22 protein-coding genes are annotated in these 22,828 nt (G+C 72.4%); 12 read left to right on the forward strand and 10 right to left on the reverse strand.

Features of this window, described 5'->3' with window-relative positions; all coding sequences use genetic code 11:
- Position 1: 1 nt before the first annotated feature.
- Complete coding sequence (locus ACIOWN_RS05320; protein ID WP_401980648.1) at positions 2 to 673, reverse strand: succinate dehydrogenase; 672 nt, start codon at positions 671 to 673, stop codon at positions 2 to 4.
- 120 nt (positions 674 to 793) lie between these two features.
- On the opposite strand from ACIOWN_RS05320, the gene ACIOWN_RS05325 reads away from it, so the two are divergent.
- Positions 794 to 1,681 carry a LysR substrate-binding domain-containing protein gene (locus tag ACIOWN_RS05325; protein WP_362348262.1) on the forward strand — a complete coding sequence of 296 codons (888 nt, stop codon included), beginning with the start codon at positions 794 to 796 and terminating at the stop codon, positions 1,679 to 1,681.
- 150 nt (positions 1,682 to 1,831) lie between these two features.
- Here ACIOWN_RS05325 and ACIOWN_RS05330 read toward each other — a convergent pair whose 3' ends face one another.
- From ACIOWN_RS05330 to ACIOWN_RS05340, 3 genes are all read right to left on the reverse strand, one after another.
- Positions 1,832 to 3,973 (reverse strand): putative bifunctional diguanylate cyclase/phosphodiesterase, encoded by a 2,142-nt coding sequence (locus ACIOWN_RS05330; protein WP_401980520.1) that lies wholly within the window; start codon positions 3,971 to 3,973, stop codon positions 1,832 to 1,834.
- Positions 3,970 to 4,782 carry an SAM-dependent methyltransferase gene (locus ACIOWN_RS05335; RefSeq protein WP_401980522.1) on the reverse strand — a complete coding sequence of 271 codons (813 nt, stop codon included), beginning with the start codon at positions 4,780 to 4,782 and terminating at the stop codon, positions 3,970 to 3,972. The genes ACIOWN_RS05330 and ACIOWN_RS05335 overlap by 4 nt, the downstream gene beginning before the upstream one ends.
- 239 nt (positions 4,783 to 5,021) lie before the next feature.
- Positions 5,022 to 5,984 (reverse strand): SCO0930 family lipoprotein, encoded by a 963-nt coding sequence (locus tag ACIOWN_RS05340; RefSeq protein WP_362348655.1) that lies wholly within the window; start codon positions 5,982 to 5,984, stop codon positions 5,022 to 5,024.
- 773 nt (positions 5,985 to 6,757) lie between these two features.
- Between ACIOWN_RS05340 and ACIOWN_RS05345 the strand changes: the two genes are divergently transcribed.
- From ACIOWN_RS05345 to ACIOWN_RS05355, 3 genes are all read left to right on the forward strand, one after another.
- A complete protein-coding gene (locus ACIOWN_RS05345; RefSeq protein WP_358729866.1) occupies positions 6,758 to 6,886 on the forward strand; it encodes a hypothetical protein in 129 nt (42 codons plus the stop codon).
- A gap of 16 nt (positions 6,887 to 6,902) precedes the next feature.
- The gene (locus ACIOWN_RS05350) at positions 6,903 to 7,667 is read left to right on the forward strand and encodes a DUF4239 domain-containing protein (RefSeq protein WP_362348257.1); all 765 of its coding nucleotides are present in this window, start codon (positions 6,903 to 6,905) and stop codon (positions 7,665 to 7,667) included.
- 161 nt (positions 7,668 to 7,828) lie between these two features.
- A complete protein-coding gene (locus ACIOWN_RS05355) occupies positions 7,829 to 8,245 on the forward strand; it encodes a hypothetical protein (protein WP_401980526.1) in 417 nt (138 codons plus the stop codon).
- A gap of 172 nt (positions 8,246 to 8,417) precedes the next feature.
- On the opposite strand, the gene ACIOWN_RS05360 is transcribed toward ACIOWN_RS05355, so the two are convergent.
- On the reverse strand, positions 8,418 to 8,807 hold the full coding sequence (locus ACIOWN_RS05360; protein WP_362353111.1) for a hypothetical protein: 390 nt from the start codon (positions 8,805 to 8,807) through the stop codon (positions 8,418 to 8,420).
- A gap of 21 nt (positions 8,808 to 8,828) precedes the next feature.
- On the opposite strand from ACIOWN_RS05360, the gene ACIOWN_RS05365 reads away from it, so the two are divergent.
- Both ACIOWN_RS05365 and ACIOWN_RS05370 read left to right on the forward strand, forming a co-directional pair.
- Positions 8,829 to 9,614 carry a hypothetical protein gene (locus tag ACIOWN_RS05365; protein WP_362353115.1) on the forward strand — a complete coding sequence of 262 codons (786 nt, stop codon included), beginning with the start codon at positions 8,829 to 8,831 and terminating at the stop codon, positions 9,612 to 9,614.
- Positions 9,615 to 9,895: 281 nt separating this feature from the next.
- Positions 9,896 to 10,573, forward strand: a complete 678-nt coding sequence (locus tag ACIOWN_RS05370) for a class F sortase (RefSeq protein ID WP_362353090.1) — start codon at positions 9,896 to 9,898, stop codon at positions 10,571 to 10,573.
- Between the two features lie 45 nt (positions 10,574 to 10,618).
- On the opposite strand, the gene ACIOWN_RS05375 is transcribed toward ACIOWN_RS05370, so the two are convergent.
- Complete coding sequence (locus ACIOWN_RS05375) at positions 10,619 to 11,461, reverse strand: polysaccharide deacetylase family protein (RefSeq protein WP_362353088.1); 843 nt, start codon at positions 11,459 to 11,461, stop codon at positions 10,619 to 10,621.
- Positions 11,462 to 11,605: 144 nt separating this feature from the next.
- Positions 11,606 to 14,899 carry a bifunctional lysylphosphatidylglycerol synthetase/lysine--tRNA ligase LysX gene (gene lysX / locus ACIOWN_RS05380; protein ID WP_362353086.1) on the reverse strand — a complete coding sequence of 1,098 codons (3,294 nt, stop codon included), beginning with the start codon at positions 14,897 to 14,899 and terminating at the stop codon, positions 11,606 to 11,608.
- A 93-nt stretch (positions 14,900 to 14,992) separates the two neighbouring features.
- Here lysX and ACIOWN_RS05385 point away from each other — a divergent pair, with 93 nt between their 5' ends.
- Complete coding sequence (locus ACIOWN_RS05385; protein ID WP_362353084.1) at positions 14,993 to 15,472, forward strand: universal stress protein; 480 nt, start codon at positions 14,993 to 14,995, stop codon at positions 15,470 to 15,472.
- Positions 15,473 to 15,613: 141 nt separating this feature from the next.
- Positions 15,614 to 17,026, forward strand: a complete 1,413-nt coding sequence (locus ACIOWN_RS05390; RefSeq protein WP_362353082.1) for an amino acid permease — start codon at positions 15,614 to 15,616, stop codon at positions 17,024 to 17,026.
- Positions 17,027 to 17,041: 15 nt separating this feature from the next.
- On the opposite strand, the gene ACIOWN_RS05395 is transcribed toward ACIOWN_RS05390, so the two are convergent.
- Positions 17,042 to 17,863: an alpha/beta hydrolase gene (locus ACIOWN_RS05395; protein WP_362353080.1), complete on the reverse strand. Its 822-nt coding sequence runs from the start codon at positions 17,861 to 17,863 to the stop codon at positions 17,042 to 17,044.
- Positions 17,864 to 17,921: 58 nt separating this feature from the next.
- Here ACIOWN_RS05395 and ACIOWN_RS05400 point away from each other — a divergent pair, with 58 nt between their 5' ends.
- Positions 17,922 to 18,419, forward strand: coding sequence for a MarR family transcriptional regulator (locus tag ACIOWN_RS05400; RefSeq protein WP_362353078.1), 498 nt, complete (start codon positions 17,922 to 17,924; stop codon positions 18,417 to 18,419).
- Positions 18,420 to 18,493: 74 nt separating this feature from the next.
- On the opposite strand, the gene ACIOWN_RS05405 is transcribed toward ACIOWN_RS05400, so the two are convergent.
- Positions 18,494 to 19,657, reverse strand: coding sequence for a CapA family protein (locus ACIOWN_RS05405; RefSeq protein WP_362353076.1), 1,164 nt, complete (start codon positions 19,655 to 19,657; stop codon positions 18,494 to 18,496).
- Positions 19,658 to 19,867: 210 nt separating this feature from the next.
- On the opposite strand from ACIOWN_RS05405, the gene ACIOWN_RS05410 reads away from it, so the two are divergent.
- The 3 genes from ACIOWN_RS05410 (at position 19,868) to ACIOWN_RS05420 (ending at position 21,915) form a co-directional block, all read left to right on the forward strand.
- Positions 19,868 to 20,416: a sigma-70 family RNA polymerase sigma factor gene (locus ACIOWN_RS05410; RefSeq protein WP_362353074.1), complete on the forward strand. Its 549-nt coding sequence runs from the start codon at positions 19,868 to 19,870 to the stop codon at positions 20,414 to 20,416.
- A gap of 148 nt (positions 20,417 to 20,564) precedes the next feature.
- The gene (locus ACIOWN_RS05415) at positions 20,565 to 21,080 is read left to right on the forward strand and encodes a hypothetical protein (protein ID WP_401980533.1); all 516 of its coding nucleotides are present in this window, start codon (positions 20,565 to 20,567) and stop codon (positions 21,078 to 21,080) included.
- Positions 21,081 to 21,264: 184 nt separating this feature from the next.
- The gene (locus ACIOWN_RS05420) at positions 21,265 to 21,915 is read left to right on the forward strand and encodes a zf-HC2 domain-containing protein (protein WP_362353070.1); all 651 of its coding nucleotides are present in this window, start codon (positions 21,265 to 21,267) and stop codon (positions 21,913 to 21,915) included.
- Positions 21,916 to 21,931: 16 nt separating this feature from the next.
- Here the strand turns inward: ACIOWN_RS05420 and ACIOWN_RS05425 are convergent, their stop codons facing one another.
- Positions 21,932 to 22,795, reverse strand: coding sequence for a DNA-formamidopyrimidine glycosylase family protein (locus ACIOWN_RS05425; protein WP_362353068.1), 864 nt, complete (start codon positions 22,793 to 22,795; stop codon positions 21,932 to 21,934).
- Between the last annotated feature and the right edge of the window lie 33 nt (positions 22,796 to 22,828).

Raw genomic sequence — 22,828 nt, forward strand, 5'->3', positions numbered from 1 at the left:
GTCAGCTCACCACTCCGGTCATGACGCCCACCGGGACGGCGATGAAGCCGGCCGTGAGCAGCAGTGCGAGAACGTTGGCGGCGGTCTTGAGGGCACGGTCGCGGGTGCGGCTGCCGACGCCGAGGGTCTGGGCGGCGCTCCAGAAGCCGTGCCGGATGTGCAGGCCGAGCGCCAGCATGGCGACGATGTAGATGACGTTGCCGTACCAGGTGGAGAAGGTGTCCACGACGTTCTGGTACGGGTGGGCCGGCTGGAATCCGCCGGAGTGCACGGTGCCGGTGGTCAGGTCCAGGATGTGCCAGACGATGAACAGGGCGAGGATGATCCCGCCCCAGCGCATGGTGCGGGTGGCGTAACTGGCCCTCGGCCTCGCGTGCACGTACTTGCTGGGCCGCGCCCTGATGTCGCGGCGGCTGAGCTGGTAGGCGGAGACGGCGTGGGCGACGACGGCGACCACGAGTACCGCGCGGACCAGCCAGAGCGTCCACTCGTAGTGCATGAACGGCTCGCCGACCGTGCGCAGCCAGTGGGCGTAGTGGTTGAACTCGCCCGCCCCGAAGAAGATCTTCAGGTTCCCGATCATGTGGACGACCAGGTACAGCAGCATGATCAGGCCGCTGACCGCCATCACGGTCTTCTTGCCGACGGTCGAGCCCCACACGGTGCGTGCCATGGACGGCCGTCGGTCCGTCTCCGTTGCCAGTGCCATGACTCAGCACGCTAGGGCCGAAGGACCCCATCGGTCCAAGACATGGTACGGCTCGTTTCGATAGGGACTGGCTATGCTGGTCTCGTGCAGTTCCAGCAGCTCCAGTACTTCGTGGCGGTCGCCGAGACCCGGCACTTCACCCGCGCGGCCGATCTCGTCCATGTCGCCCAGCCGTCGCTGTCGCAGCAGATCAAGGCGCTGGAGCGGGAGTTGGGGGCCGACCTGTTCCTGCGGGCGCGGGGCAACATCACGCTCACCGACGCCGGGGAGGCGCTGCTGCCGCTGGCCCGGCGCATCCTCGCCGACGCCGACACGGCGCGGCACGAGGTGCAGGAACTGGTGCAGCTGCGCCGGGGCCGGGTGCGGCTCGGCGCCACCCCGAGCCTGTGCACCGGCCTGCTGCCGGACGTGCTGCGCGCCTTCCACGACCGCTACCCGGGCATCCGGCTGCTGGTCGAGGAGGGAGGCTCCCACGACCTGGTGCGGGAGCTGGCCCGCGGCGCCCTCGACCTGGCGCTGGTCGTGCTTCCGCTGCCCACCCCGTCGCCCGCCCTGACCACGGTGGAGCTGCTGCGCGAGGACCTGGTGGTGGTCTCCTCGCCGGAGGCGCCGGCGCCCGGCGGACCGGGCCGGCGCCCGGTCGGCATCGCGGACCTGGAGGGTGAGCGCCTGGTGATGTTCCGGCACGGCTACGACCTGCGGGAGCTGACGGTCGCCGCGTGCCGCGCGGAGGGCTTCGAGCCGGACCTGGCCGTCGAGGGCGGCGAGATGGACGCGGTGCTGGGGTTCGTGCGGGCGGGGCTCGGGGTGGCCGTCGTCCCGCGCATGGTCGCGACGCGCTCAGGCCACGGCCTGCGGGTCACCCCGCTGGCCCGCCCCGGACTGCACCGTACGATCGCGCTGGCCCACCGCAGCGATGTGGCTCCGCCGAGGGCCGCGAGGGAACTCCAGCGGATGCTGCTGGAGCGCTGAGGCGGTGTCCGCTCCCAGGGACGTGGCGGCGGTGCCGCGGGTTTGAGTGAGACGGGTTCGAGTGACGCGTTCGCGGTCCTGCCGACGGGGTGTCGGCAGGACCCCGACCGTGTCGCGCCCGCGCCCCCGAAAGGCCACCGGCGGTGCCGGTCAACTCGTCGTGTCCGCCAGGGCCAGGTCGTGCAGGCGGTCCGGGGGGCCGGGGCGGGCGTAGTACCAGCCCTGGGCCGTGTCGCAGCCGAGGACGCGGAGTTGTTCGGCCTGGGCGCCGGTTTCCACGCCCTCCACGGTGACCGCCAGGTTCAGGCTGTGGGCGAGGGCGACGATGCCCTCGACGATCTTCAGATCGACGGGGTCGGCCGGGAACTGCTGCATGCCCTGCGTGAAGGAACGGTCCAGCTTGAGCACGCTCACCGGCAGCCGGCGCAGGTTGGCCAGGTTGGAGTAGCCGGTGCCGAAGTCGTCCAGGGCTATGTCGATGCCCATCTCGGCAAGCCGGCGCAACGGCTTGAGCAGGTCGTCGTCGGCGCCGATGAGCGCCGACTCGGTGACCTCCAGGCACAGCGCGTCCGGCTGCACACCCTCGCGCTCCAGGATGTCGACGGTGTCCTGGACGAGCCCGGGGTGGGTGAGCTGGCACGGCGAGAGGTTGACGTTGATGCGCAGCGGACCCTCGCCGCCGTCCCCGTGCAGTTCCCGCCACCGGCCGGCCTGGCGCACCGACTGCTCCAGGACCCAGCGGCCCAGCGGGACGATCAGCCCGGTGTGCTCGGCGAGCGGGATGAACCGGTCGGGACCGAGGACGCCGTGCTGCGGGTGCAGCCAGCGCACCAGCGCCTCGGCTCCGCGCACGCTGCCGTCGCCGAGGCACACCAGCGGCTGGTACTCGATGAAGAACTCACCCCGGTCCAGCGCGGTCGGCAGCGCCGTGGTCAGTCCGTGCCGGGTGATGGCGCGGGCGTCGGCCTCCGGGTCGGCGAGCTCGAAGCGGTTGCCGCCGGCCGACTTGGCCCGGTACATGGTGATGTCCGCGCTGCGCAGCACCTCCGCCGCGCTGCGCTCGCCCGCCGGCCCCTCGACGATGCCGATGCTGCCGCGCACGGCCAGTTCCCGGCCGTCGATGCGGACCGGGGCGACCAGCGCGTTCGTGATCCGCGCGGCCAGCTCGTCGACCTCCTGCCGGGTGCCGGGGCCGGTGGTCAGCGCGACGAACTCGTCGCCGCCGAGCCGGGCGACCATCTCGCCGGGCGCGGTCGCGCACGCCTGGAGCCGGTCGGCGACCTCGACCAGCAGCCGGTCCCCGGCCGCGTGGCCGAGGCTGTCGTTGATGGTCTTGAAGCCGTCCAGGTCGAGGTAGCACAGGCCGAAGCGCTGCCCCTCTCCCGCGTTCAGCGCCTTCTCCAGGCGCTCGAAGAACAGGGTGCGGTTGGGCAGTCCGGTCAGAGCGTCGTGGGTGGCCTCGTACCGCAGCCTCAGGTTGAGCAGCCGCCGCTCGGTGGTGTCCTCCATGAGGGCGAGCTGGTACTGGGGACAGCCGTCGGCGTCGCGGAGCAGGGAGACGGTCAGGTTGGTCCACAGAACCGTTCCGTCAGGCCGGTAGAAGGCCTTCTCCACGTGGTAGTGCTCGCGCTCGCCGCGCACCAGTTCCTCGTACAGCCGGCACAGATGCGGGGCGTCGTCGGAGTGGGTCCACTCCCGTACGTTGCGGCCGCGCAGGGTCTGCTCCGCGCCGCCGAACATGCGCAGCAGCGCGCTGTTGACCTGGAGGACGCTGCCCTGGAGGTCGGCGATGGCGATGCCGATCGCGGCGCCTTCGAACACGGCGCGGAAGCGGGCCTCGCTGGCGTGCAGCGCCAGTGCGACCACGCCCTGGGCGCGCAGCGCGGCCTGGGCTATCGCCTCCTGCTCGGCCAGCGTGCGTTCGCGCAGCGCCCGCGCGAACCCGGCCGCCATCGAGTGCTGCAACCGCGCGGACCGTGCTCGCAGGTCCTCCTGGTCGCCGTCCTCGCCGCAGTACAGCACGAGGTAGGCGTCGAGGCAGTCCAGGGAGTGGCTGAGCGCCTCGGGCGCGGTGCAGTGCGCGTCGACCAGTGCGGCGCCGACCGCCTCGCCCTCCCGCGCGTCGAAGACCCGGTCCCGCAGCGCCGATCTCAGCCGGCGGGCGAGCGGCAGGAGCAGTTCCTCGAACTCCGGGCGGGTCAGCGACGTCGAGGTCACCGGGAAGACGGCCCGGCTCCAGATCGTCGTCAGCCGGCGCAGTCTGCCCTCCGGCCCGTCCGATTCCGCGATCACGCCGTACGCCCCACGCCCGCGAAACCGGAGAAGGCATAGAGGTCCTCGTCCTCCGGCGCCGTACGCGGCCGCCAGTTCGGCATCGGCACCAGCCCGGGTTCCACCATGTCGTACCCCTCGAAGAACCGCGCGATCTCCTCGCGCGAGCGCATGATCAGCGGGTTGCGAATGTTTTCGTACACGTCCACCAGGGACCGGCTCCGCTCCGCGGGGAGCGGGATGCCCTCGTACGAGGCATGGGTGAGGACGAGCAGGCTGCCCGGCGCGAGCGCGTCGCGCAGCTCTGCCACCGCGCCGTAGGGGTCGTCCGCGTCTTCCACGAAGTGCAGTATGGCAACGAGAAGCAGCGCGACTGGCCGATTCGGGTCGATCAGCCGCCCCAACTCGGGGCTCGCGAGGATTTCCTGGGGCTTGCGCAGGTCGGCCGCGACCACGTCCGCGTCCTCGTTGTCCGCCAGAACGGCCTTGCTGTGGGCCACCGCCACCGGGTCGTGGTCGACGTACACCACCCGAGCGCCGGGCCGGGCGGCCTGGGCGACCTCGTGGACGTTGCCGAAGGCGGGGATGCCGGACCCGATGTCCAGGAACTGGGTGATGCCCTCCTCGGCGGCGAACTCCACGGCCCGGCGCATGAACGCCCGGTTCGCCTGGCTGATCCTGGGCAGCCCCGGCATGAACTCCATGGCCCTGCGGGCCGCTTCCCGGTCGACCTCGAAGTTGTGCGAACCGCCCAGGTAGAAGTCGTAGATGCGGGCGACGCTCGGCACCGAGATGTCGATGCTCCGCGGAGCCCAGGCGGGACGCTCCATCCATCTCTCCAGTGCGTAGGCGATCCGGTGTTCGAGCAGAGGCTACTGATCGCCCGCCGAACGGGCGAGTGGAAACGGAAATTGACCATCCGTTCCCGGTCACCACCTGCGCTTCCGGTCCGCCCTCGCATCCGCATCGCGGTGAATTGCCATGGTCTGAGCACACGATGGACCGCCCCCTCCGTGCGGCGCGGAGGGGGCGGTCCGGTTCGGGTCCGGTCTGCCGGGGGCGGTTGTCCCTACTGCGGGGCGCCGATCGCCTTTCCGTCGGGGGAGACGGCGAACCAAGTACCGCCGATTCCCTGGCCGTTGACGTCCCCGGGCGCCTTGTCCCCGGAGAAGGTGTAGAGGGGCCAGCAGTTGATGGTCATCTGCTTGACGCCGTCGGGCCGGGTGAAGGGCATCATGCCCTTCGTCAGCACGCCCTTGGTGTCGTTCACGGCGACGGGGGCCACGGCCGGCCACTTCTCCAGGCAGGAACCGGTGCAGGCGGAGACCGACTTCGGCCACGCCTGGTCCTTCGAGAAGCGGTAGACCGTCATGCCGTTCCGGTCGACGACGACGTTGCCCAGTTCGGTCTTCTTCACGGACAGGCCCGGCAGGTCCGTCAGTGAGGCCTTCTTGCCGTCGGCCGCCAGAGCGAACCACTTGTCGTTCACGCCCTGGCCGTTGACGTCACCGACCTCGGTGTCCTTCGCGTAGCGGTACGCGGGCCAGCCACCGATGGTGAGCTGCTTGGTGCCGTCGGAGCGGGTGACCTCGCCGAGCAGGGCCTTGTCGATACCGGGGCCGGCGGCGGCGTCGTCGGCGGGAACCGGCGGCCAGGCCGTGGCGCAGTCGCCCTCGCAGTTGGACGTGGGCGGCTGGGCCGTGTCCGCGTCGAAGCGGTACAGCGTCATTCCGGCGCTGTCGGTGACCACCTTGCCCAGCTTCACGTTGGTGGCGACCGTGAGCTGCCCGGCGGGCTTGGGGGCGGCCTGCTGGCCGTCGGCGCCGTAGCCGTTGCCGGCGGTGCTTCCGGGGGCGCTTCCCGTGGCGGTGCCGGCGCTCGTCCCGGCGCTGCCGAATCCGCCGGCCTGGGCGGTCGCGCCCACGTTCTGGCTGCCCACCGAAGGGGCGCTTTCCTGACCGCACGCCGTCGTCAGCGCCAGCACGGCCGCGGCCGCCGCCACGAGTGAGGCGCTCCGCCAGGAGGTGTTCATCGTCAACTCCCCATAATCCTTATGGTGTTGCAGCGCCCTACTGCGCCACCGCACGACACTGGGTACGGATGGCACAGGCGGTTGTGTTCAACCGCGGCCGCGATTTCTTTCCGCGACCTGTGACGCGTCTCGTGCCACCCCGTACGCGCGTGCCCATCGGCGGCGGCGCACCGGACCGCCGATCAAACCCTCCGACCTGCGGCTTCCCCCCTTCGGGGCAATCCGCGCCCACCGCGGCGTGCCCTGGTCCGCGACAGCTCATGATCTCGCTCGTGCAACGACCCGAACCGACGCGATCCGCCCTGTTGCTGCGGGTGTTGGCGCCGGCCCTGCTGGCATGGACGTGTGTGGGCGGAGCCGCCCCGGCCGCGGCCGACGCCTGCGCGTACGCCTCCACGGGCCCGGACGGCATGGAGGCGGTGGCGGTGGCCGGCGGCTCCTGGCCCTCCTTTCCGCCCCTTCCACCGCCGTGCCGGAGGCCGACACCGACGCCGACGCCCAGCCCGAGTCCCACCCCGACACCGACGCCCACGCCCATGCCGACGCCCACACCGGCGCCGCCCCCGCCCCCGCCTCCGCCTCCGCCTCCCGAGCCCACACCGCCACCGAAGCCGAGGCCCACCTCCACTCCCGAACCCCCGCCACCCCCGCGCCCGGCCCCGGCCGCTCCGCAGCCCCGGCCCGCTCCCCCACCACCCCCGCCGCCCGCACCGCCTCCGCCGCCGGCCCCGGAACCGGCCCCCAAGCCCCGTCCCAGCCCGTCCGTGGCGCCGGTGACCTACCCGCGCCACCACGCCCAGCCGCACCGGCCGACACCCCGGCGCAGTCCCTCGCCCCTCACCTACGTCCTGCTCATCGCGGTGCCCGCACTGGCCGCCGTGGCCGCGCTCCGCCCGCGCTGACCCCTGGAGGAACCCGTTGTCGGAATGGCTTGTTCTCCTTCTCGCGATGCTGGCCGCCTGTGCGGTGGTCGTCGTCATCACCGTCCTGCGGCACCGCACGAAGGCCGTGGACGACGATCCCAGCGAGACTCCGGACGTCATCGAGTACATGACCATGTGGATCGGCGTGGTCTACGCGATCGTGCTGGGTCTGGCCATCGCCGGAGTCTGGGAGGCGCGCGTCGCCGCCCAGGACCACGTCCAGGCGGAGGCCCAGGCGCTGCACGAGGTCTCCGAACGCGTCCGCGTCTATCCGCCCGACGTCCGCGACCGTATCCGCGCCGACGTCGACGCCTACGCCGGACACGTCGTGACCACCGAGTGGAAGACCATGGCCGACCACGGCCGCGTCACCACGCGGGGCGACGAACTGATGGAACGCGTCCGCGCCGACGTCACCGACTACCAGCCCAAGTCGGACTTCGAGGCGCAGGCCTACCAGCCACTGGTGGACCAGGTGGCCGCCGCCTCCCAGGCCCGCACCGCACGCGCCGGCTCCATGGGGGCGACGATGCCGGGGGTGGTGTGGTTCGGCCTGCTCTCGGGGGGCGTCATCACCATCGGCATGGTGTTCGCGCTCCAGATCCGGCGCACCAGGCGGGAGCTGATCCTCGCGGGGCTGTTCTCCGCGCTGATCACCTTCCTCCTCTTCCTGATCTGGGACTTCGACGCCCCCTACAGCCGCGGCGTCTCGGCCACCGCCGGACCGTTCCTGGACCTGTTCCCCCATCTGACGCGGTGACGTGAACCGTGAATCCCCTGGGCGGCGCAACCGTTGCCCCGTTCGCCCGAGTGCGATCGCGGCGCGGTGCGCACCTCCCTAGCGTTTTGGTCAGCGAGGCGCATATCCGGCACAAGCGGAAGAGGTCCGCTGCTGCTCCTCGGGGACCGGAGGACCCATTCATGCGCGTAACAGGTGTTGTCCCGGCCGCACTGCTGGGCGTCTGCGCCCTCACCTTCTGCGCGCCGGCCGCCGTCGCCAGCGCCGGTGACAGCCACTCCTACGGCAGCGGCGACGGCCGCTCGTACGGAGGTGGAGGAGGTGACGAGGGCCGCTACTCCGGTGGAGGCGGACGCTCCCACGGCGGCGGCAACGGCCGCTCCGGCTACGGCGATGACGACGACGAGGGCCGCTTCGGCGGCCGCCGCGGCGGCGGCGGATCGGACCACTACCGGCACGGCGTCCGCGCGGGTGTGGGCGGGACCGTGGGCGGTTTCGACCTGAAGCAGATCGGCATGGGTACCGCGCTCGTCGGCGGCTCGCTCGGCACGGCGTACTGCCTCTCGCGCCGGCGCACCGGTGGGGAGGGCGCCGCCTGACCGCGCCCTCCCCACCGACAGGCCTTGGCCCCGGACCTTTCCAGGTCCGGGGCCAAGGCCTGTCGGTGCGAGCGGACGCCTCCCGGGGCGCCCGGGCCGGGGACGAAGTCCCCGCGGGCACGGGGAGATCCGGCCCCGCACAGGGAGCGAGGCCGGATCCGGGGCGGGGCCGTCAGGAGCGCTTGTCGGAGCGGCGCCGCATCCAGAGGACGCCGCCGCCGACCGCGCCCGCGGCCATCAGCCCGCCGCCGATGGCCATGTCGGCCGGGGTGGCACCGGTGGTGATGCCGCCGCCCACTCCACCACGGACACCGCCGACGACGGTGAAGGCCGCCGGCCGGGTCAGCCGCCGGCCGTTGCAGTCGACCGTGATGTCGTACGTGCCGGGACGGGCGTCGTCGCGGATGGTCACGACACCCTGCGCGCGCTCGCCGTCTTCGTCGAACGGCCGCACCGTGGCCCGGGAGAACACGTTCGACGACATGGTCCCGCCGTCGCGGCAGCCGTCGATCGTGACCACCAGCTGCCCGCCGCGTGCGATCACACCGGGCATGGGCACGATGCTGTTGAGGCCGCCCGCACCGTGACCGGGAGCACCGCCGCGACCGACAGCACCGTTCCCGGGACCGACAGCACCGTTCCCGGGAGGGACGCCGAGACCGCCGCCAGGAGCGACGCCGGGAGCCGCGCCCTCGCCTCCCTTGTCGAAGCCCCCCACGCCACCGAGCCCGCCGGGACCGCCCGGACCGCCGGGACCGCCCGGACCGCCCGGACCGCCGAAGCCGCCAGGACCACCGAAGCCACCAGGACCGCCGAAGCCGCCGACTCCGGGCCCCGGACCGAAGCCGGGGAACTCGCCGAACCTCTCGCCCCGGCCGGGACCGCGCCACTCACCGAAGCCACGGAACTCACCGAACCGGTCCCCCGGGCGACCTCGGAACTCGCCGAAGCCACGGAACTCGCCGAACTCGCCGAAGCCGCGGAACTCGCCGAAGCCGCCGACACCGGGACCGAATCCGAACCCCGGGCCGACACCGGGACCGAATCCGAACCCCGGCCCCACTCCGGGTCCGAACCCCGGCCCGAATCCCGGACCCACTCCAAAGCCGCCTCCAGGTCCGCCCCCTGGTCCACCTCCGTGGCCGCCTCCGTGGCCACCTCCTCCGGGGGCGCCTACCACCGCGCCGTCCCGTGCCACGCCGGGGACATCGCCGCCCTTCGCCGCGGTCGCCGGGGCGGCGATCCCGACCGCGGCGACCGCCGCGGCCAGCACCACCAAGGGGACCGAGGGGGCCAAGAGGGTACGAGCAGTACGCATGTGATCCTCCGCGGAAGGCGCCCCGGGGACCCGTACCCGGTCGATCGGTGAGAAAGCACCTCCCGTCACCGACCCTCGGACGCACTCCACGCGGGCGCATTTCGGGGCTGGTCCGTCTCGGTGAGCGAATCCACCGGCACCTTCACCCCATTGAAGATCGACGCAGGTCACGGACCGTCAGGAATGACCCGTACGGACCGTCTCGGATGGCGCACGGGAAAACCGCCCCGCCACCCGTTCGCATGCGCCACGTCGCCGGTTGCGCGCGCCCGACTTAGCGTTCTCGCATGCGCGACTGACACGGCGACGGCCGGGTCGAGAGGGGTTGTCGAATGCCTGCGAGAGAGCTGACCGGATTCATCGAGGAGGAGGAGCGGGAGCCACGGAGGAAGCGTGCGCCGTGGGGCGTGATAGCGCTGGCCCTGCTGACCGGACTCGCCCTGATCCGCAACGGCTCCGGGGAGTTCGACGTCGGCCCGCCCCAGCCCGCGACGGCGGCCGCGCCGGACATCAGGCACACGCCGCTCCCCTCGGCGACGGGCCTTCAGTCCGTGTCGCGCTCGGTGCCGGACCGGATCAGGATCCCGGTGATCCAGGTCGACGCACCCGTCACACCGGTCGGCGTGGACCCGGACGGCTGGGTCGCCGCGCCGCCGCCGGAGGACCCGAATCTGGCCGGCTGGTTCAACGGCGCGGTCACGCCGGGGGAGAACGGCACGTCGGTCGTCGTCGGCCATGTGGACAACAAAGCGGGACCCGCCGTGTTCTACGGGCTCGGCGCCCTGCAGAAGGGAAACCGCGTCGAAATCGACCGCCAGGACGGAATGACGGCCGTATTCGAGGTGTACGGCGTCGAGGTGTTCCAGAAGGACGACTTCCCCGGAGACCGTGTGTACGGCTCGAAGGGAACTCCGGAACTGCGGGTCATCACCTGCGGCGGCGGTTACACGAAGCAGACCGGATATCAGGGGAACGTCGTCGTGTTCGCCCGCCTGGTCGAGGTCCGCTGAGCGGACCCCGGCCGGGCGGGCGGCGGGCCGTGCGCGGGGCCCGGCTCAGGTGTACTGCCGGCGGGGCACGGTGAAGTGGCGGCCGTCGTCGAGGAGCTTGGGGAGGTACTTGCGCAGCGCGCGGACGGTCTGCGAGCGGTCGCCCCCGGCGTCGTGGGAGAGCACGACGACCCCGGGGGCGGCGCCGCGCTCGATCCGGCGCACGATGGCGCCGGTGCCGGGCGTGGTCCAGTCGAGGCTGTCGACGCTCCAGGCCAGCGGCTCCATGCCCAGTTCGGCGTTGAGCTTGAACACGTCCCGGTTCCAGGCGCCGTAGGGGGCGCGGAACCACAACGGCCGTTCGCCGTAGGCCTTCTCGATGACGTCGCTGGTGCGTTCGAGCTCGCTGCGGATGCCGCGGCGGTCGAGCTGGGTGAGCAGCGGGTGGCTCCAGGTGTGGTTGCCGACGACGTGTCCCTCGTCGGCCATCCGGGCCAGCAGGTCCCTGTTCCAGTCGGCCATCTCCCCGCAGACCATGAAGGTGGCCCGGACGTCGTACTGGGCCAGGATGTCCAGGACGTGCGGGGTGAACTCGGGGTGGGGTCCGTCGTCGAACGTCAGCATCATGGTGTCGCCGCGTCCGGAGAAACGCAGGATCGGCGAGGTCCGCACCTTGGCCGGCAGCGGCGCCGCCCGCTGCGGGGCGTCGCCGGCCAGGGGGCTCAGACGGTAGGCGGAGGGCTTGAGGGCGCTGCGCGCCTCGGGGCCCGCGGCGGGGGCGGGCGGTACCGGTGTGCCGGAGGAACCGGAGAGCAGCAGACCGGCTGTGCCGGCCGCTCCCGCCGCTCCGAGCGCGACGGCGCCGGCGAACAACGCCCGGCGCCGGGTAAGCAACTGATCCTTCTTCATGAGTCATCAGTGTCCGGGTGTTGTGCCTCTTCCCCGGGACGGCGCGACGAAAGCACCCGCCCGGCCCAGCGCCCGGCGGCAGTTGCGCGCGGGTGCCTCGACGGGAGCTTCGGCGGGTCCCGCAGATGTGCGGCGGAGGGTGACTCAGCGGTGGCGCACGAGCGGGAACGGCAGCGTCTCACGGATCGTCAGGCCGGTGAGGAACATGACCAGCCGGTCGACGCCGAGGCCGAGGCCGCCGGTGGGCGGCATGGCGTACTCGAGGGCGTCGAGGAAGTCCTCGTCCAGTTCCATCGCCTCCGGGTCTCCCCCGGCGGCGAGCAGGGACTGGGCGGTCAGCCGGCGGCGCTGTTCGACGGGGTCGGTGAGCTCGGAGTAGGCGGTGCCCAGTTCGGTGCCGAAGGCCACCAGGTCCCAGCGTTCGGCGAGCCGCGGGTCGGTGCGGTGCTGCCGGGTGAGCGGGGAGACCTCGGTCGGGAAGTCCTTGTAGAAGACCGGCGGTCCGGTGCACTCCTCCACCAGCCGCTCGTACATCTCCAGGATGATCTCGCCGGGTGTGTCGTCCGCGGTGTACGGCACGCCGGCGCGGTCGCAGTGCCGGCGCAGTGCCTCCGGGCCGGTGCCCGGGCCGATCTCCTCCCCGAGCGCCTCGGAGATCGCGCCGTGCACGGTCCTGACCGGCCAGGGCCCGGAGATGTCGTACGCCGTGCCGTCCTTGTGGGCGACCGGGCTGCCGAAGGCGGCGGTGGCGGCGCCCTGGACCAGTTCGCGGGCGAGGTCGAGCATGACGTCGTAGTCGGCGTGGGCCTGGTAGGCCTCCAGCATCGTGAACTCGGGGTTGTGCTTGGGGGAGACGCCCTCGTTGCGGAAGGTGCGGCCCATCTCGAAGACCTTCTCCAGACCGCCGACGCACAGGCGCTTCAGATAGAGCTCGGGTGCGATGCGCAGGTACAGGTCGAGGTCGTAGGCGTTGCTGTGGGTGGTGAAGGGCCGGGCGTTGGCGCCGCCGTGGATCTGCTGGAGCATCGGCGTCTCGACCTCCAGGAAGCCGCGCTCCAGCAGTCCCCGGCGCAGTGCCTGTACGGCGGTGGAGCGGATGCGGACGACCTCGCGGGCCCGGGGGCTGGTGACCAGGTCGAGGTAGCGCAGGCGCACCTTGGCCTCGGGGTCGGCCAGTCCGCGGTGTTTGTCGGGCAGGGGGCGCAGGCACTTGCCGAGCAGCCGCCAGGAGGTGACGAAGACGGTGGGTTCGCCCTGGTCGCTCCGTCCGGCCCGGCCGGTGGCGGTGATGTGGTCGCCGATGTCGGTGTCGGCGGTGAAGCGTTTCAGCGCGGCGGGCCCGGTCCGGTCTCGGGTGAGGGCGAGTTGGTGGTCGCCCGACCAGTCGCGGAGCACGACGAAGACGATGCCGCCGAAGTCCCGGACGAGCAGGACGCGGCCGGCCACGGTGAGCTGCTCCCCTTCGCGGACCTCGGCGAGGGTGCGGGTGCGGGTGTTCGTCCCCACCGGGTAGGGGTCGGTGCCGGCGGCGCGCAGCCGGTCGAGTTTCGCGTGCCGGACGCGGACCTGTTCGGGCAGGCCGGCGTCTGTCCGGGCGGCTTCGGCCCGTGCCCCCGCGTCGAGTCCGAGCGCCGTGAGCGGGGGCAGGCCCTCGGTGGTGGCCGGGCGCGGTCCGGTGGCGGGGTGGGCCGGGTGGCCCTTGCCCCAGAGCTTGCGCAGCGAGGGTACGGCGACGAAACCCTCGGCGATGCCGGAGGCCAGGCCGATCCGGGCGAGGGAGGCGGTCTCGCCGTAGCAGAGGAACCTCGGGTACCACTCGGGGTGGTACTTGGCGTTGGACCGGTACAGGGCTTCGAGCTGCCACCAGCGGGAGAAGAACAGCAGCAGGCCGCGCCACAGCCGCAGCACCGGTCCGGCCCCGATCCGGGCGCCCTCCTCGAACGCCGAGCGGAACACCGCGAAGTTCAGCGAGAGGCGGCGTACGCCGAGTTTCGGGGCGGTGGCGCAGAGTTCGGCCACCATGTACTCCATGACGCCGTTGGGCGCGGCGCGGTCCCGGCGCATCAGGTCGAGGGAGGCGCCGTCGCGGCCCCATGGCACGAAGGACAGCAGGGCGAGGAGCCGGCCCTCCGTGTCGAGGGCCTCGACCAGGAGGCAGTCTCCGTCGGCCGGGTCGCCCAGGCGGTCCAGCGCCATGGAGAATCCGCGCTCGGTCTCGGTGTCGCGCCAGGCGTCCGCCTTGTCGACGATCTCCTCCATCTCGGCGTCGGTGAGGCCGGCGTGCCGGCGGATGCGGCAGGTGGCGCCGGTGCGGCGGACGCGGCGCACGGCCTGCCGGGTCACGCGCATGTCCCGGCCGTCGAGGTCGAAGGCGGCGACGTGCACGATCGCCTCGTCGCCGAGCTGGAGGGCGCCGAGCCCGGCGCGGGCGTAGGCGCGGGCACCCTCCTCGGAGGCGCCCATGACGGCGGGGGCCCAGGCGTGGCGGCGGGCGACGTCCAGCCAGGCGGCGATGGCGTGCGGCCAGGCCTCGCGGTCGCCGACGGGGTCGCCGCTGGCGAGGCACACACCGGTCTCGACGCGGTAGGTGACGGCGGCCTTGCCGCTGGGTGAGAAGACGACGGCCTTGTCGCGGCGGGTGGCGAAGTAGCCGAGGGAGTCGTCCTCGCCGTAGGCATTGAGCAGGGCGCGGATGCGGGGTTCCTCGTCGCCGTGCAGGGCCGCCTCGAGGCGCTGCGAACGGAACAGCGTGGCGGCGGCGTTGAGCAGGGCGAGTGCTCCGAACAGGCCGAGCAGGAAGGTCACCGGGCGCGGCGGACGGCCGGCGAAGTCCTGGGCGGAGACGAGTCCGCCGAGGACGCGGTTGGCGGACCACGCCAGGTGCAGGCCGGGGGGCAGGGTGCCGGGCAGGAGCGCGACCAGGCCCCAGCCGGCCAGGACGGCCACGGCGAGGCCGGCGGCCAGTACGGCCAGCGCCCGCCACCAGGCGCCTCGGCGGGAGGCGGCGTAGAACTCGCCTCTGGCAGCGATCAGCAGCAGCAGTGCCAGGCCGCACAGCACGAGGGACGGCGCCGACTCGGCGTACTCGCCGGCGGCGAGGCCGACGACGTCGCCGAGGATCACCAGGCCGAGGTAGCCGACGACCAGCCACCAGGCGACCTTCTTGCGGGCGGCGGTGGCGCCGGCCAGCAGGACGAGGAAGACGGCGTAGGCGAGGTTGACGCTGACCGGGACGAGGAGCAGGTCCAGGAAGCGGACGACGGGGTGGAGCAGGACCCGCAGCGGGGCGATGAGGTCGAGCAGCGCGCACAGCACGGCCAGAGCGCCGAAGAAGGTGGCGAAGCCCTGCGGCACCCTGCTGAGGAGGCCGTTCCTGCGCGGCGGCCGGGCGGGGTCGGCGGCGCCGCGGGAGGTGACGGCGCCGGTGGCGGCGCTCATGCTTCCGACTGTAGGAACAGGGCGGGCGGGGCGCCCGTCGGAGCGTTGCCCCGGGCGGCGGTGGGAACCGGGGATTCCGATAGCCTCGCACATGTGACGGAACAGCACGAGGAGCACGAGCGGCACGCGCACCGGTTCGAGCGGGGCACGGACGGGCCGAAGGTCATCGTGGCCGGCGTGGACGGCTCCGAGTCCTCGTTGCGGGCCGCCGCGTACGCCGCCGGTCTCGCCCGGCGGCAGGGCGCGCTGCTCGCTCTCGTGTACGTGCAGCCGGTGATGACGGCGGGGGCGGCGCTCGGGGCGCCGGTGGCGGAGACGACCGACGAGATCGCCGAGGACCTGGTGCGGTACATCCGGGAGTCCACGGAGCGGCTGAAGGGGATATTCGAGGTCCGCTGGGAGTTCCACACCTTCCGCGGCGACCCGTTCAACGGGCTGGTGAAGGCCGCCGACGAGCTGCGGGCGGACGCTGTGGTCGTGGGCGCCTCCGAGCAGGCCGGCCACCGGATCATCGGCTCGGTCGCGGTCCGCCTGGTGAAGGCGGGACGCTGGCCGGTGACGGTGGTTCCGTAGGTACCCTCCCGGTGTCCGGACACCGCGACGGGCGGCCGCCGGGCGGCGTCGGATCCGTGCGTGGCGTCTTCCGTACCCCGCGGTTCCTGGGTCATCATGATCCGGCGTCAGCCGTTTGCCGTACGGGAAGAGGTGAGACGCATGGCCGGGCTCCGGATGGGTGAGGGCATTCTCCGCCGCAAGCCCATCGAACACATCGAGGAGACGGGAGCCGGCGAAGGACCACGCCTTGAGCGATCACTCGGGTTGTGGCAGCTGACCGCGATCGGTGTGGGCGGCATCATCGGCGCGGGCATCTTCACCCTCGCCGGCACAGTGGCCAACGGTACGGCGGGTCCCGCGGTGCTGGTGTCCTTCCTGATCGCGGGTGTGGCCAGCGCGGCGGCGGCCCTGTCGTACGCCGAGTTCGCGGGCCTGATCCCGAAGGCGGGCTCCGCCTACACCTACGGCTACGCGGTGCTCGGCGAGTTCGCCGGCTGGTTCATCGGCTGGGACCTGCTCCTCGAGTACACGGCGATCGTGGCGGTGGTCGCGATCGGCATCTCCGGCTACTTCAGCTTCCTGGTCGAGGACATGGGCGCGCATCTGCCCGCCTGGATGCTGGGCGCGCCCGGTACCGGCGCCGGGCACAGGGTCGACCTGTTCGCGGCGATCCTGTGCCTGCTGATCGCCTGGCTGCTGAACCTCGGCATCCGCAGCGCGGCCCGCTTCGAGACCCTCGTGGTGGCGCTGAAGGTGGTCGTGGTGCTGGTGGTGATCGTGGTCGGCGTGTTCCACATCAACACCGCCCACTACCACCCGTTCTTCCCCTACGGCGTCGGCGGGGCGTTCACCGGTGCGGCGACGGTGTTCTTCGCGGTCTTCGGCTATGACGCGATGTCGACGGCGGCCGAGGAGTCCAAGGACGCGCGGCGGCACATGCCGAAGGCGATCATCTACTCGCTGGCGATCGCGATGGTGCTCTACGTGGCGGCGTGCCTGGTGCTGACCGGCATGCAGAACTACAAGGACATCAACAAGGAGAGCGGCTTCTCCACCGCCTTCAAGTCGGTGGGGCTGAGCCGGCTGGCGGACGTGATCGCGGTGGGGGCGATCATCGGCATCCTTACGGTCATGTTCACGTTCATGCTGGGCGTGACCCGGGTGTGGTTCGCCATGTCCCGGGACGGGCTGCTGCCCAAGTGGTTCGCGAAGACGCACCCCACGCGGCACGTGCCGACGCGGGTGACGTGGATCGTCGGGGTGGCGTCGGCCGCCATCGCGGGGTTCCTGCCGATCGCGGAGGCGGCCGAACTGACCAACATCGGCATTCTGCTGGCGTTCGTGGTGGTGTGCACGGCGGTGATCGTGCTGCGCTACCGGCAGCCGGACCTGCCGCGCGGGTTCCGTACGCCGTGGATGCCGTTCGTGCCGGCGCTGGGGGTCGTCTTCTCGCTCTGGCTGATCACGTTCCTGAAGTGGGAGACCTGGGTGCGGTTCGCCGTGTGGTTCCTGATCGGGTGCGTGATCTACTTCGGGTACTCGTACAAGCGCTCGGAGCTGGCCCGGCGTTAGCGTCCTTCGTCCGGATCAGGCCGGGAGGGCGCGGAGGAAGTCCGCGACGATCCCGTTGAACTCCTCCGGCTTCTCCAGGTTCGGGTAGTGGGCGGTGCCCTCGATCGTGACGGAGCGTCCGTCTGGGACGGTGCCGGCGAGGCGTTCGGCCTCGGCGATGAGGTCGGGTGTCTCCAGGGCGCCGTTGACGGTGAGCACGGGGACGCCGATCTTCGGCACGCGGTCCCAGGTGCCGGTCAGGGGCACGTGCCAGTTCTTCTCGTCGGCGGTGTGCTTGGACAGGGTGTGCAGGGCCATGTCGCGCAGCCGGCGCAGGATGTCCTGGTCCACGTCGTCCGGGGTGCGGTGCGGGCCGGGCGCGAAGCGCAGGAAGGACGCGAGCCAGCCCTCGATGTCACCGGCGCCGAGAGCACGGGCCGACTCCTCCTGCGTCTGCCGCGCCCAGGGGTCGGTGTACTGGAACTCGCTGGTCGCGGCACCGCAGACGACCACCCCGCGGACCAGTTCCGGGTACTCGAGCACGGTGTCGGTGGCGATGGCGCCGCCCATCGAGACGCCGACGAGGGCCGCCGGGCCGGCGTCGAGGTGGCGCAGCAGCGTGGCGAGGTCGTCGGCCCAGCGGAACGGCCTGGTCGCGTTGGCGGAGCAGCCGTGGCCGCGTACGTCCGGGGCGACGACCCGGAACTCGGCCGCGAGGGCCGAGGTCGCCGCGTCGAGGACGCGGTGGTCGACCCAGCCGGAGTGCAGCAGGACCACCAGGTCCCCGCTGCCGGTGTCGAGGTAGGCGAGGTCGCCGTCGGAGGACGGCGCGAAACGTAGATCCGCAGCTGCATTCATGACAACCAGGGTGTCATTGTGGGGACCAGTTTGGCAACCAAGGTGTCATGATGGTGCGATGAGCGACATCGACAGCGACCTCGACGACGGGCCCGACGCCCCTCTCCCGCCGGACGAACTCGGCCACCGCCTCACCGAGGTGTTCGATCTGGTGGGCCCGCTGTACCGGCGGGTGCAGCGCAAGGTCGAGCAGGGCGAGGCCGTCGAGGGGCTGTCCGTCGGCGTACGGGCCGTGCTCGACCTGCTGCACAAGCACGGCCCGATGACCGTCCCCCAGATGGGACGCGCACAGGCGATCAGCCGCCAGTTCGTGCAGCGGATGGTGAACGACGCGGCGGCCCGCGGCCTGGTGATCAGCGTCCCGAACCCGGCACACCAGCGCTCGTCGCTGATCCGGCTCACGGACGCGGGCCAATCGGCGATCACCTCGGTGCTGGACCGTGAGCACCTGCTGCTGCGCCGGGTCGGGGGCGATCTGACGGACTCCGAGGTACGGGCGTGCCTGCGTGTGCTCGGTGAGATGCTCGACCTCTTCGAGCACGTGGACGTCGACTGACCGGCCTCACGCCCGGCCGGCCGGCCCCGGTGCCGCGGCCGACCGGCCGGTCCCGCTCCCCCGGCCGGCCGGTCTCACTCCCCCATGACGAGCCCGTCCTTCGCCGCGCCCCGGCTGAGCACCGCGGTGCGGATCCGGTCGCGCACGCCCTGGAGGTCGGCGCCCCGGGCGATGGCCTTGCCGAGGTTCACCACCCGGCCCGCGTCGAGGTCGAACACCTCGGGGACGAACTCGGCCCGGGCCACCTCCCAGCGTCCGCCCGGCTTGGCGGGCGGGGAGAAGGTGAAGCGCGCCAGCGTGCTCTGGTTGGCGCGCGGGTTGCGCCGGCCGCTGTCGTCGGTCGTGGCGCCGGCGATCTGGTCGCCGAGGCCGTAGACCACCCAGGTGCCGTTGACCTTCTCGTAGGCCTGCGGGACATGGGCATGGCTGCCGAGGATCAGGTCGACGTCGGGCCGGCCGCCGGAGTGCGAGGCGGTCAGCTTCCGCGCGAGGTCCAGTTGCTGGGCGTCGGGCGCGTCCTGCCAGGCCCGGCCCCAGTTCAGGGACACGACCACGACCTGGGCACCCGCCTTGCGGGCGGCTCGGGCGTCCTCGACGATCCGCTTCTCGTCGATCACACGGACAGCCCACGGCTGATCGGGCGGGAGGGCGTCGTTGGTGCCGTAGGTGTAGGCGAGGTGGGCCACCACGGCGCGCCCGGCCTGGAGGAGGGTGCCGCGCGCCTCGCCCTCGCCCCGCGCCGAGCCGGCGTGCCGCAGGCCGGCGCCGTCGAGGGCCTCCAGGGTGCGCCGGACGCCGTCGGCGCCGTCGTCCAGGGTGTGCTCGGAGGCGGTGGCGCAGCTGTCGTAGCCCGCCGCGGCGAGGGACGACGCCAGCTCGGGCGGGGACTTGTAGCGGGGGGCGCCGGTGTAGGGCGCGCTCGCCCCGAAGGCGGTGCCCAGGTGACACAGCGCCAGGTCGGCCCGGGAGACGATGTCCTTGACGCCTTCAAGCATCGGCCGGAAGTCGTGGCCCGCGCCGCCCGCGTCGAAGGCGGCCCGCTCCAGCACCGAGGCGTCCGGCAGGATGCCCCCGGAGGCGACGAGCGTGAACGCGCCGGGCGCGCTCGCGGAGTTCGAGGCGGTCGGGGCGGCTCGTCCGGGCGGAGTCTGCTGTTCCCGTTGGTGGGCCTGGCAGGCGGCGGCCGCGGTGAGGAGGGCCGTCACGACCAGGGACACCTGCTGTCTGCGTGCGATCATCAGTTCACCCCATGGCGGTCGTATGGACAGACAAATGGGTACGAATCTGACGGCTTTCGCAAACGGTATCGGCCCTGCGTTGGCCCGTTCGTGTAGGACAAGGGGCCTGACGGACCGTTCGTCGTACCGTTCGCCGACGCGATCGACCGTCCGTCGCACAGCCGTGTGCACGCTCTGTCCCCGCGCGGCCCCCTGCGATGCCATACGGCCATGACGGCCGGAACCACCCTCCCGCACGGGACGACGACCGCCGAGCACGAGCTCGCCGCGCTGCAACGCGAGCACGGCCGACCGATCTTCGCGCTGCTGCTGCGCCTGTGCGACGGCGACCGCCAGCGCGCCGAGGACCTGCTCCAGGAGACGCTCGTGCGCGCCTGGCAGCACCCCGAGGCGCTGCGCGCCGACGCCTTCGACTCGGTGCGGCCCTGGCTGCTGACCGTGGCGCGCCGGCTCGCCATCGACGCGCGCCGCGCCCGGCAGGCCCGGCCGCCGGAGGTCGGGGACGCGGACCTGGAGAACGCGCGGGTCATCGCCGACCACGCCGAGCGGTCCGCCGCGACGCTCGACGTCCGGGAGGCTGTGAAGACTCTCACTCCCGAGCACCGTGAAGTCCTGGTGATGGTGTACTTCCGGGGGGCCAGTGTGGCGGAGGCCGCCCAGGCCCTGGGCATCCCGCCCGGTACCGTGAAGTCCCGCGCCTACTACGCGCTGCGCGCCTTGCGCCGGATGCTTCCGGGATACGCGGCCGACCTGCGGTGAAACCGGCCGCCTGGTCAAACCTCCGTAAAGCGCCTTGCCGTGGACCGCTGTTGAGTAATCGGCTGTCCTCATCCGTGTTCCGACAGGGGGCGGGACCCCGGGACCCGGGGTCGGGCGAGGAGCGCGCACCGGAGGAAGGCAGGAAGGGATGCTGCACAGAGGTCACGAGAGCACGGACGGCCCGGACGGCGGCGAACTGGCCGTACCCATGGCCTGGTTGTACGCCGAGTACATCGCCGACGAGCTGCTGCGCACCGGCGATCTGATGCCGCCGACGTCGTTCGAGTTCCGCGCCGGGCGGGACGCGCTGGCGCTCACCATCTTCCTGTCCGACACCGGCGGCGAGCTCTCCCGCGTCCGGGTGGTCTCCCAGTTGGAGACCTGGCTGTCGCTGACCGCGTACGACCAGCCGTGGCAGGACTGGGTGTGCGAGCGGATGGCCGGCCTCGCGGACGAGGCGGACGCCCGCGGGATGCCCTCGCCCGACCTGGCGCTGGCCGAGGCGGCCTGGCGCTGGCTGGAGGAGACCGAGCTGCTCGCGCCCGATCTGGACGCGGTGCCGGGCGGCGCGGGCGTGTTCGGCGAGGACGAGGGACCGAAGGTGTGGATGCCCGCCTGGCAGCTCGGACTGCCCCTCGGACATCTGGCCATCCACCTCTTCTAGATCCGGGTCCTTCCCGGATCCGGGCCCTTTTGGAGCGCGGCCGGATTCCGACCAATCCGCGGGACCGGCCGCTCCGAACGTCTTGATTACGATTCGGAACGCGGCTGAATGATTCCGGTGCCGGGCTCGTACGGGTGGGAGCAACGAGTAACCCCACCCGCACTCACAGGCACGAGGATTCGGCATGAGGTCCCTGGAACGGCATCGCGACGCCGGCGCGTACGCGCTCGGCATGCTGGACGAGGCGGACGCCTTCCGCTTCGAGGACCACCTCGCGGAGTGCCCTCGCTGCGCGGCGCACGTCACCGAGTTCGGGCCCACGACCCGGCAGCTGATGCTGTACCGGCGGGCCACGCCGCGCTTCGTGCACCCGATGACCCGGCCCGGCCCGGGGCTGCTGGACCGGCTGGTCGGCGAGGTCGCCCGGCGGCGCCGGGCCGGACGCCGGCGGGTCCTCTACGGTCTGGCCGCCTCGGTGGTGCTCGCCGTGTGCGGACCCGCGGTCGCCGCCGTCGCCGGACACCACGGCGGCCCCGCCCGGTACGCGGCGACCGACGCGACCACGGGCGTGTGGGCCGAGATCAGGGCCGCCGACCGGGACTGGGGCAGCGATCTGGAGGTGCGGGTCAGGGACGGCTCGGGTCCCCATTCCTGCCGGCTCGTCGTGGTCGGCCGCGACGGTTCGGAGCAGACCGTGACCACGTGGAACGTGCTCGCGCACGACGCGGGCACCAGCACGGTGGCGGGCGGCACGACGATGCATCCGGGGCAGATCGACCGCTTCGAGGTGCGCACCGCGGACGGGCGGCCCCTGGTGACCCTCGACTCGCGGTGAGCCGCCGGCCGGGCCGTCACTTGAGCAGACGGGACAGGCGCCGGTCGGCCAGCGGTTTCCCGCCCGTCTGGCAGGTCGGGCAGTACTGGAGCGAGGAGTCGCTGAACGACACCTCGCGGATGGTGTCCCCGCACACCGGGCAGGGTTCGCCGGTGCGGCCGTGCACGCGCAGGCCGCCCTTCTTCTCCGCTTTCAGCCGCCCGGCCGCGAGGCCCCTGGAGCGCGCGACCGCCTCCGTCAGGGTGGTGCGCAGTGCCTCGTACAGGGTGTGCGTCTCCTGCGGGGTCAGGGAGGCGGCCAGCTTGAACGGGGACATCCTCGCCGCGTGCAGGATCTCGTCGCTGTAGGCGTTTCCGACGCCCGCGATCAGGCTCTGGTCGCGCAGGGCCCCCTTGATCTGCCGCCGCTCCCCCGCGAGCAGCCGGGCGAACCGCTCCTCGTCGAAGCCGTCGGCCAGCGGGTCCGGGCCGAGGCGCGCCACCCCGGGCACCTCCGCCGGATCCCGTACGACGTACACCGCGAGCCGCTTCTGGGTGCCGGCCTCGGTGAGGTCGAAACCCGCGCCGGTCTCCAGGGCGACGCGCAGCGCGAGCGGGCCTTTGCCGGGTCGGGGCACGCCGTCGGGCAGCGGGTCCTTCCACTGGAGCCAGCCCCCGCGGGCCAGATGGGTGACGAGGTGCGGGCCGCCGCCGGTTTCCAGGTCAAGGAACTTGCCATGCCGGTGCACCGCGGTGACCTCGCGGCCCTCCAGGGCGGTGACCGGCGGGTCGTACGTCTTCAGCACGCTGATCGCGACGGGCAGCACGCGCACGATCTCGTGGCCGACCAGGTGGTCGGTCAGGAAGTCCTTCAGCGCTTCGACCTCGGGCAGTTCCGGCATAGGTCCAGAGTGCCACCGCGGCCGCCGGGCGCC

This window comes from Streptomyces sp. NPDC087787 (assembly GCF_044743035.1).
Taxonomy (GTDB): Bacteria; Actinomycetota; Actinomycetes; order Streptomycetales; family Streptomycetaceae; genus Streptomyces.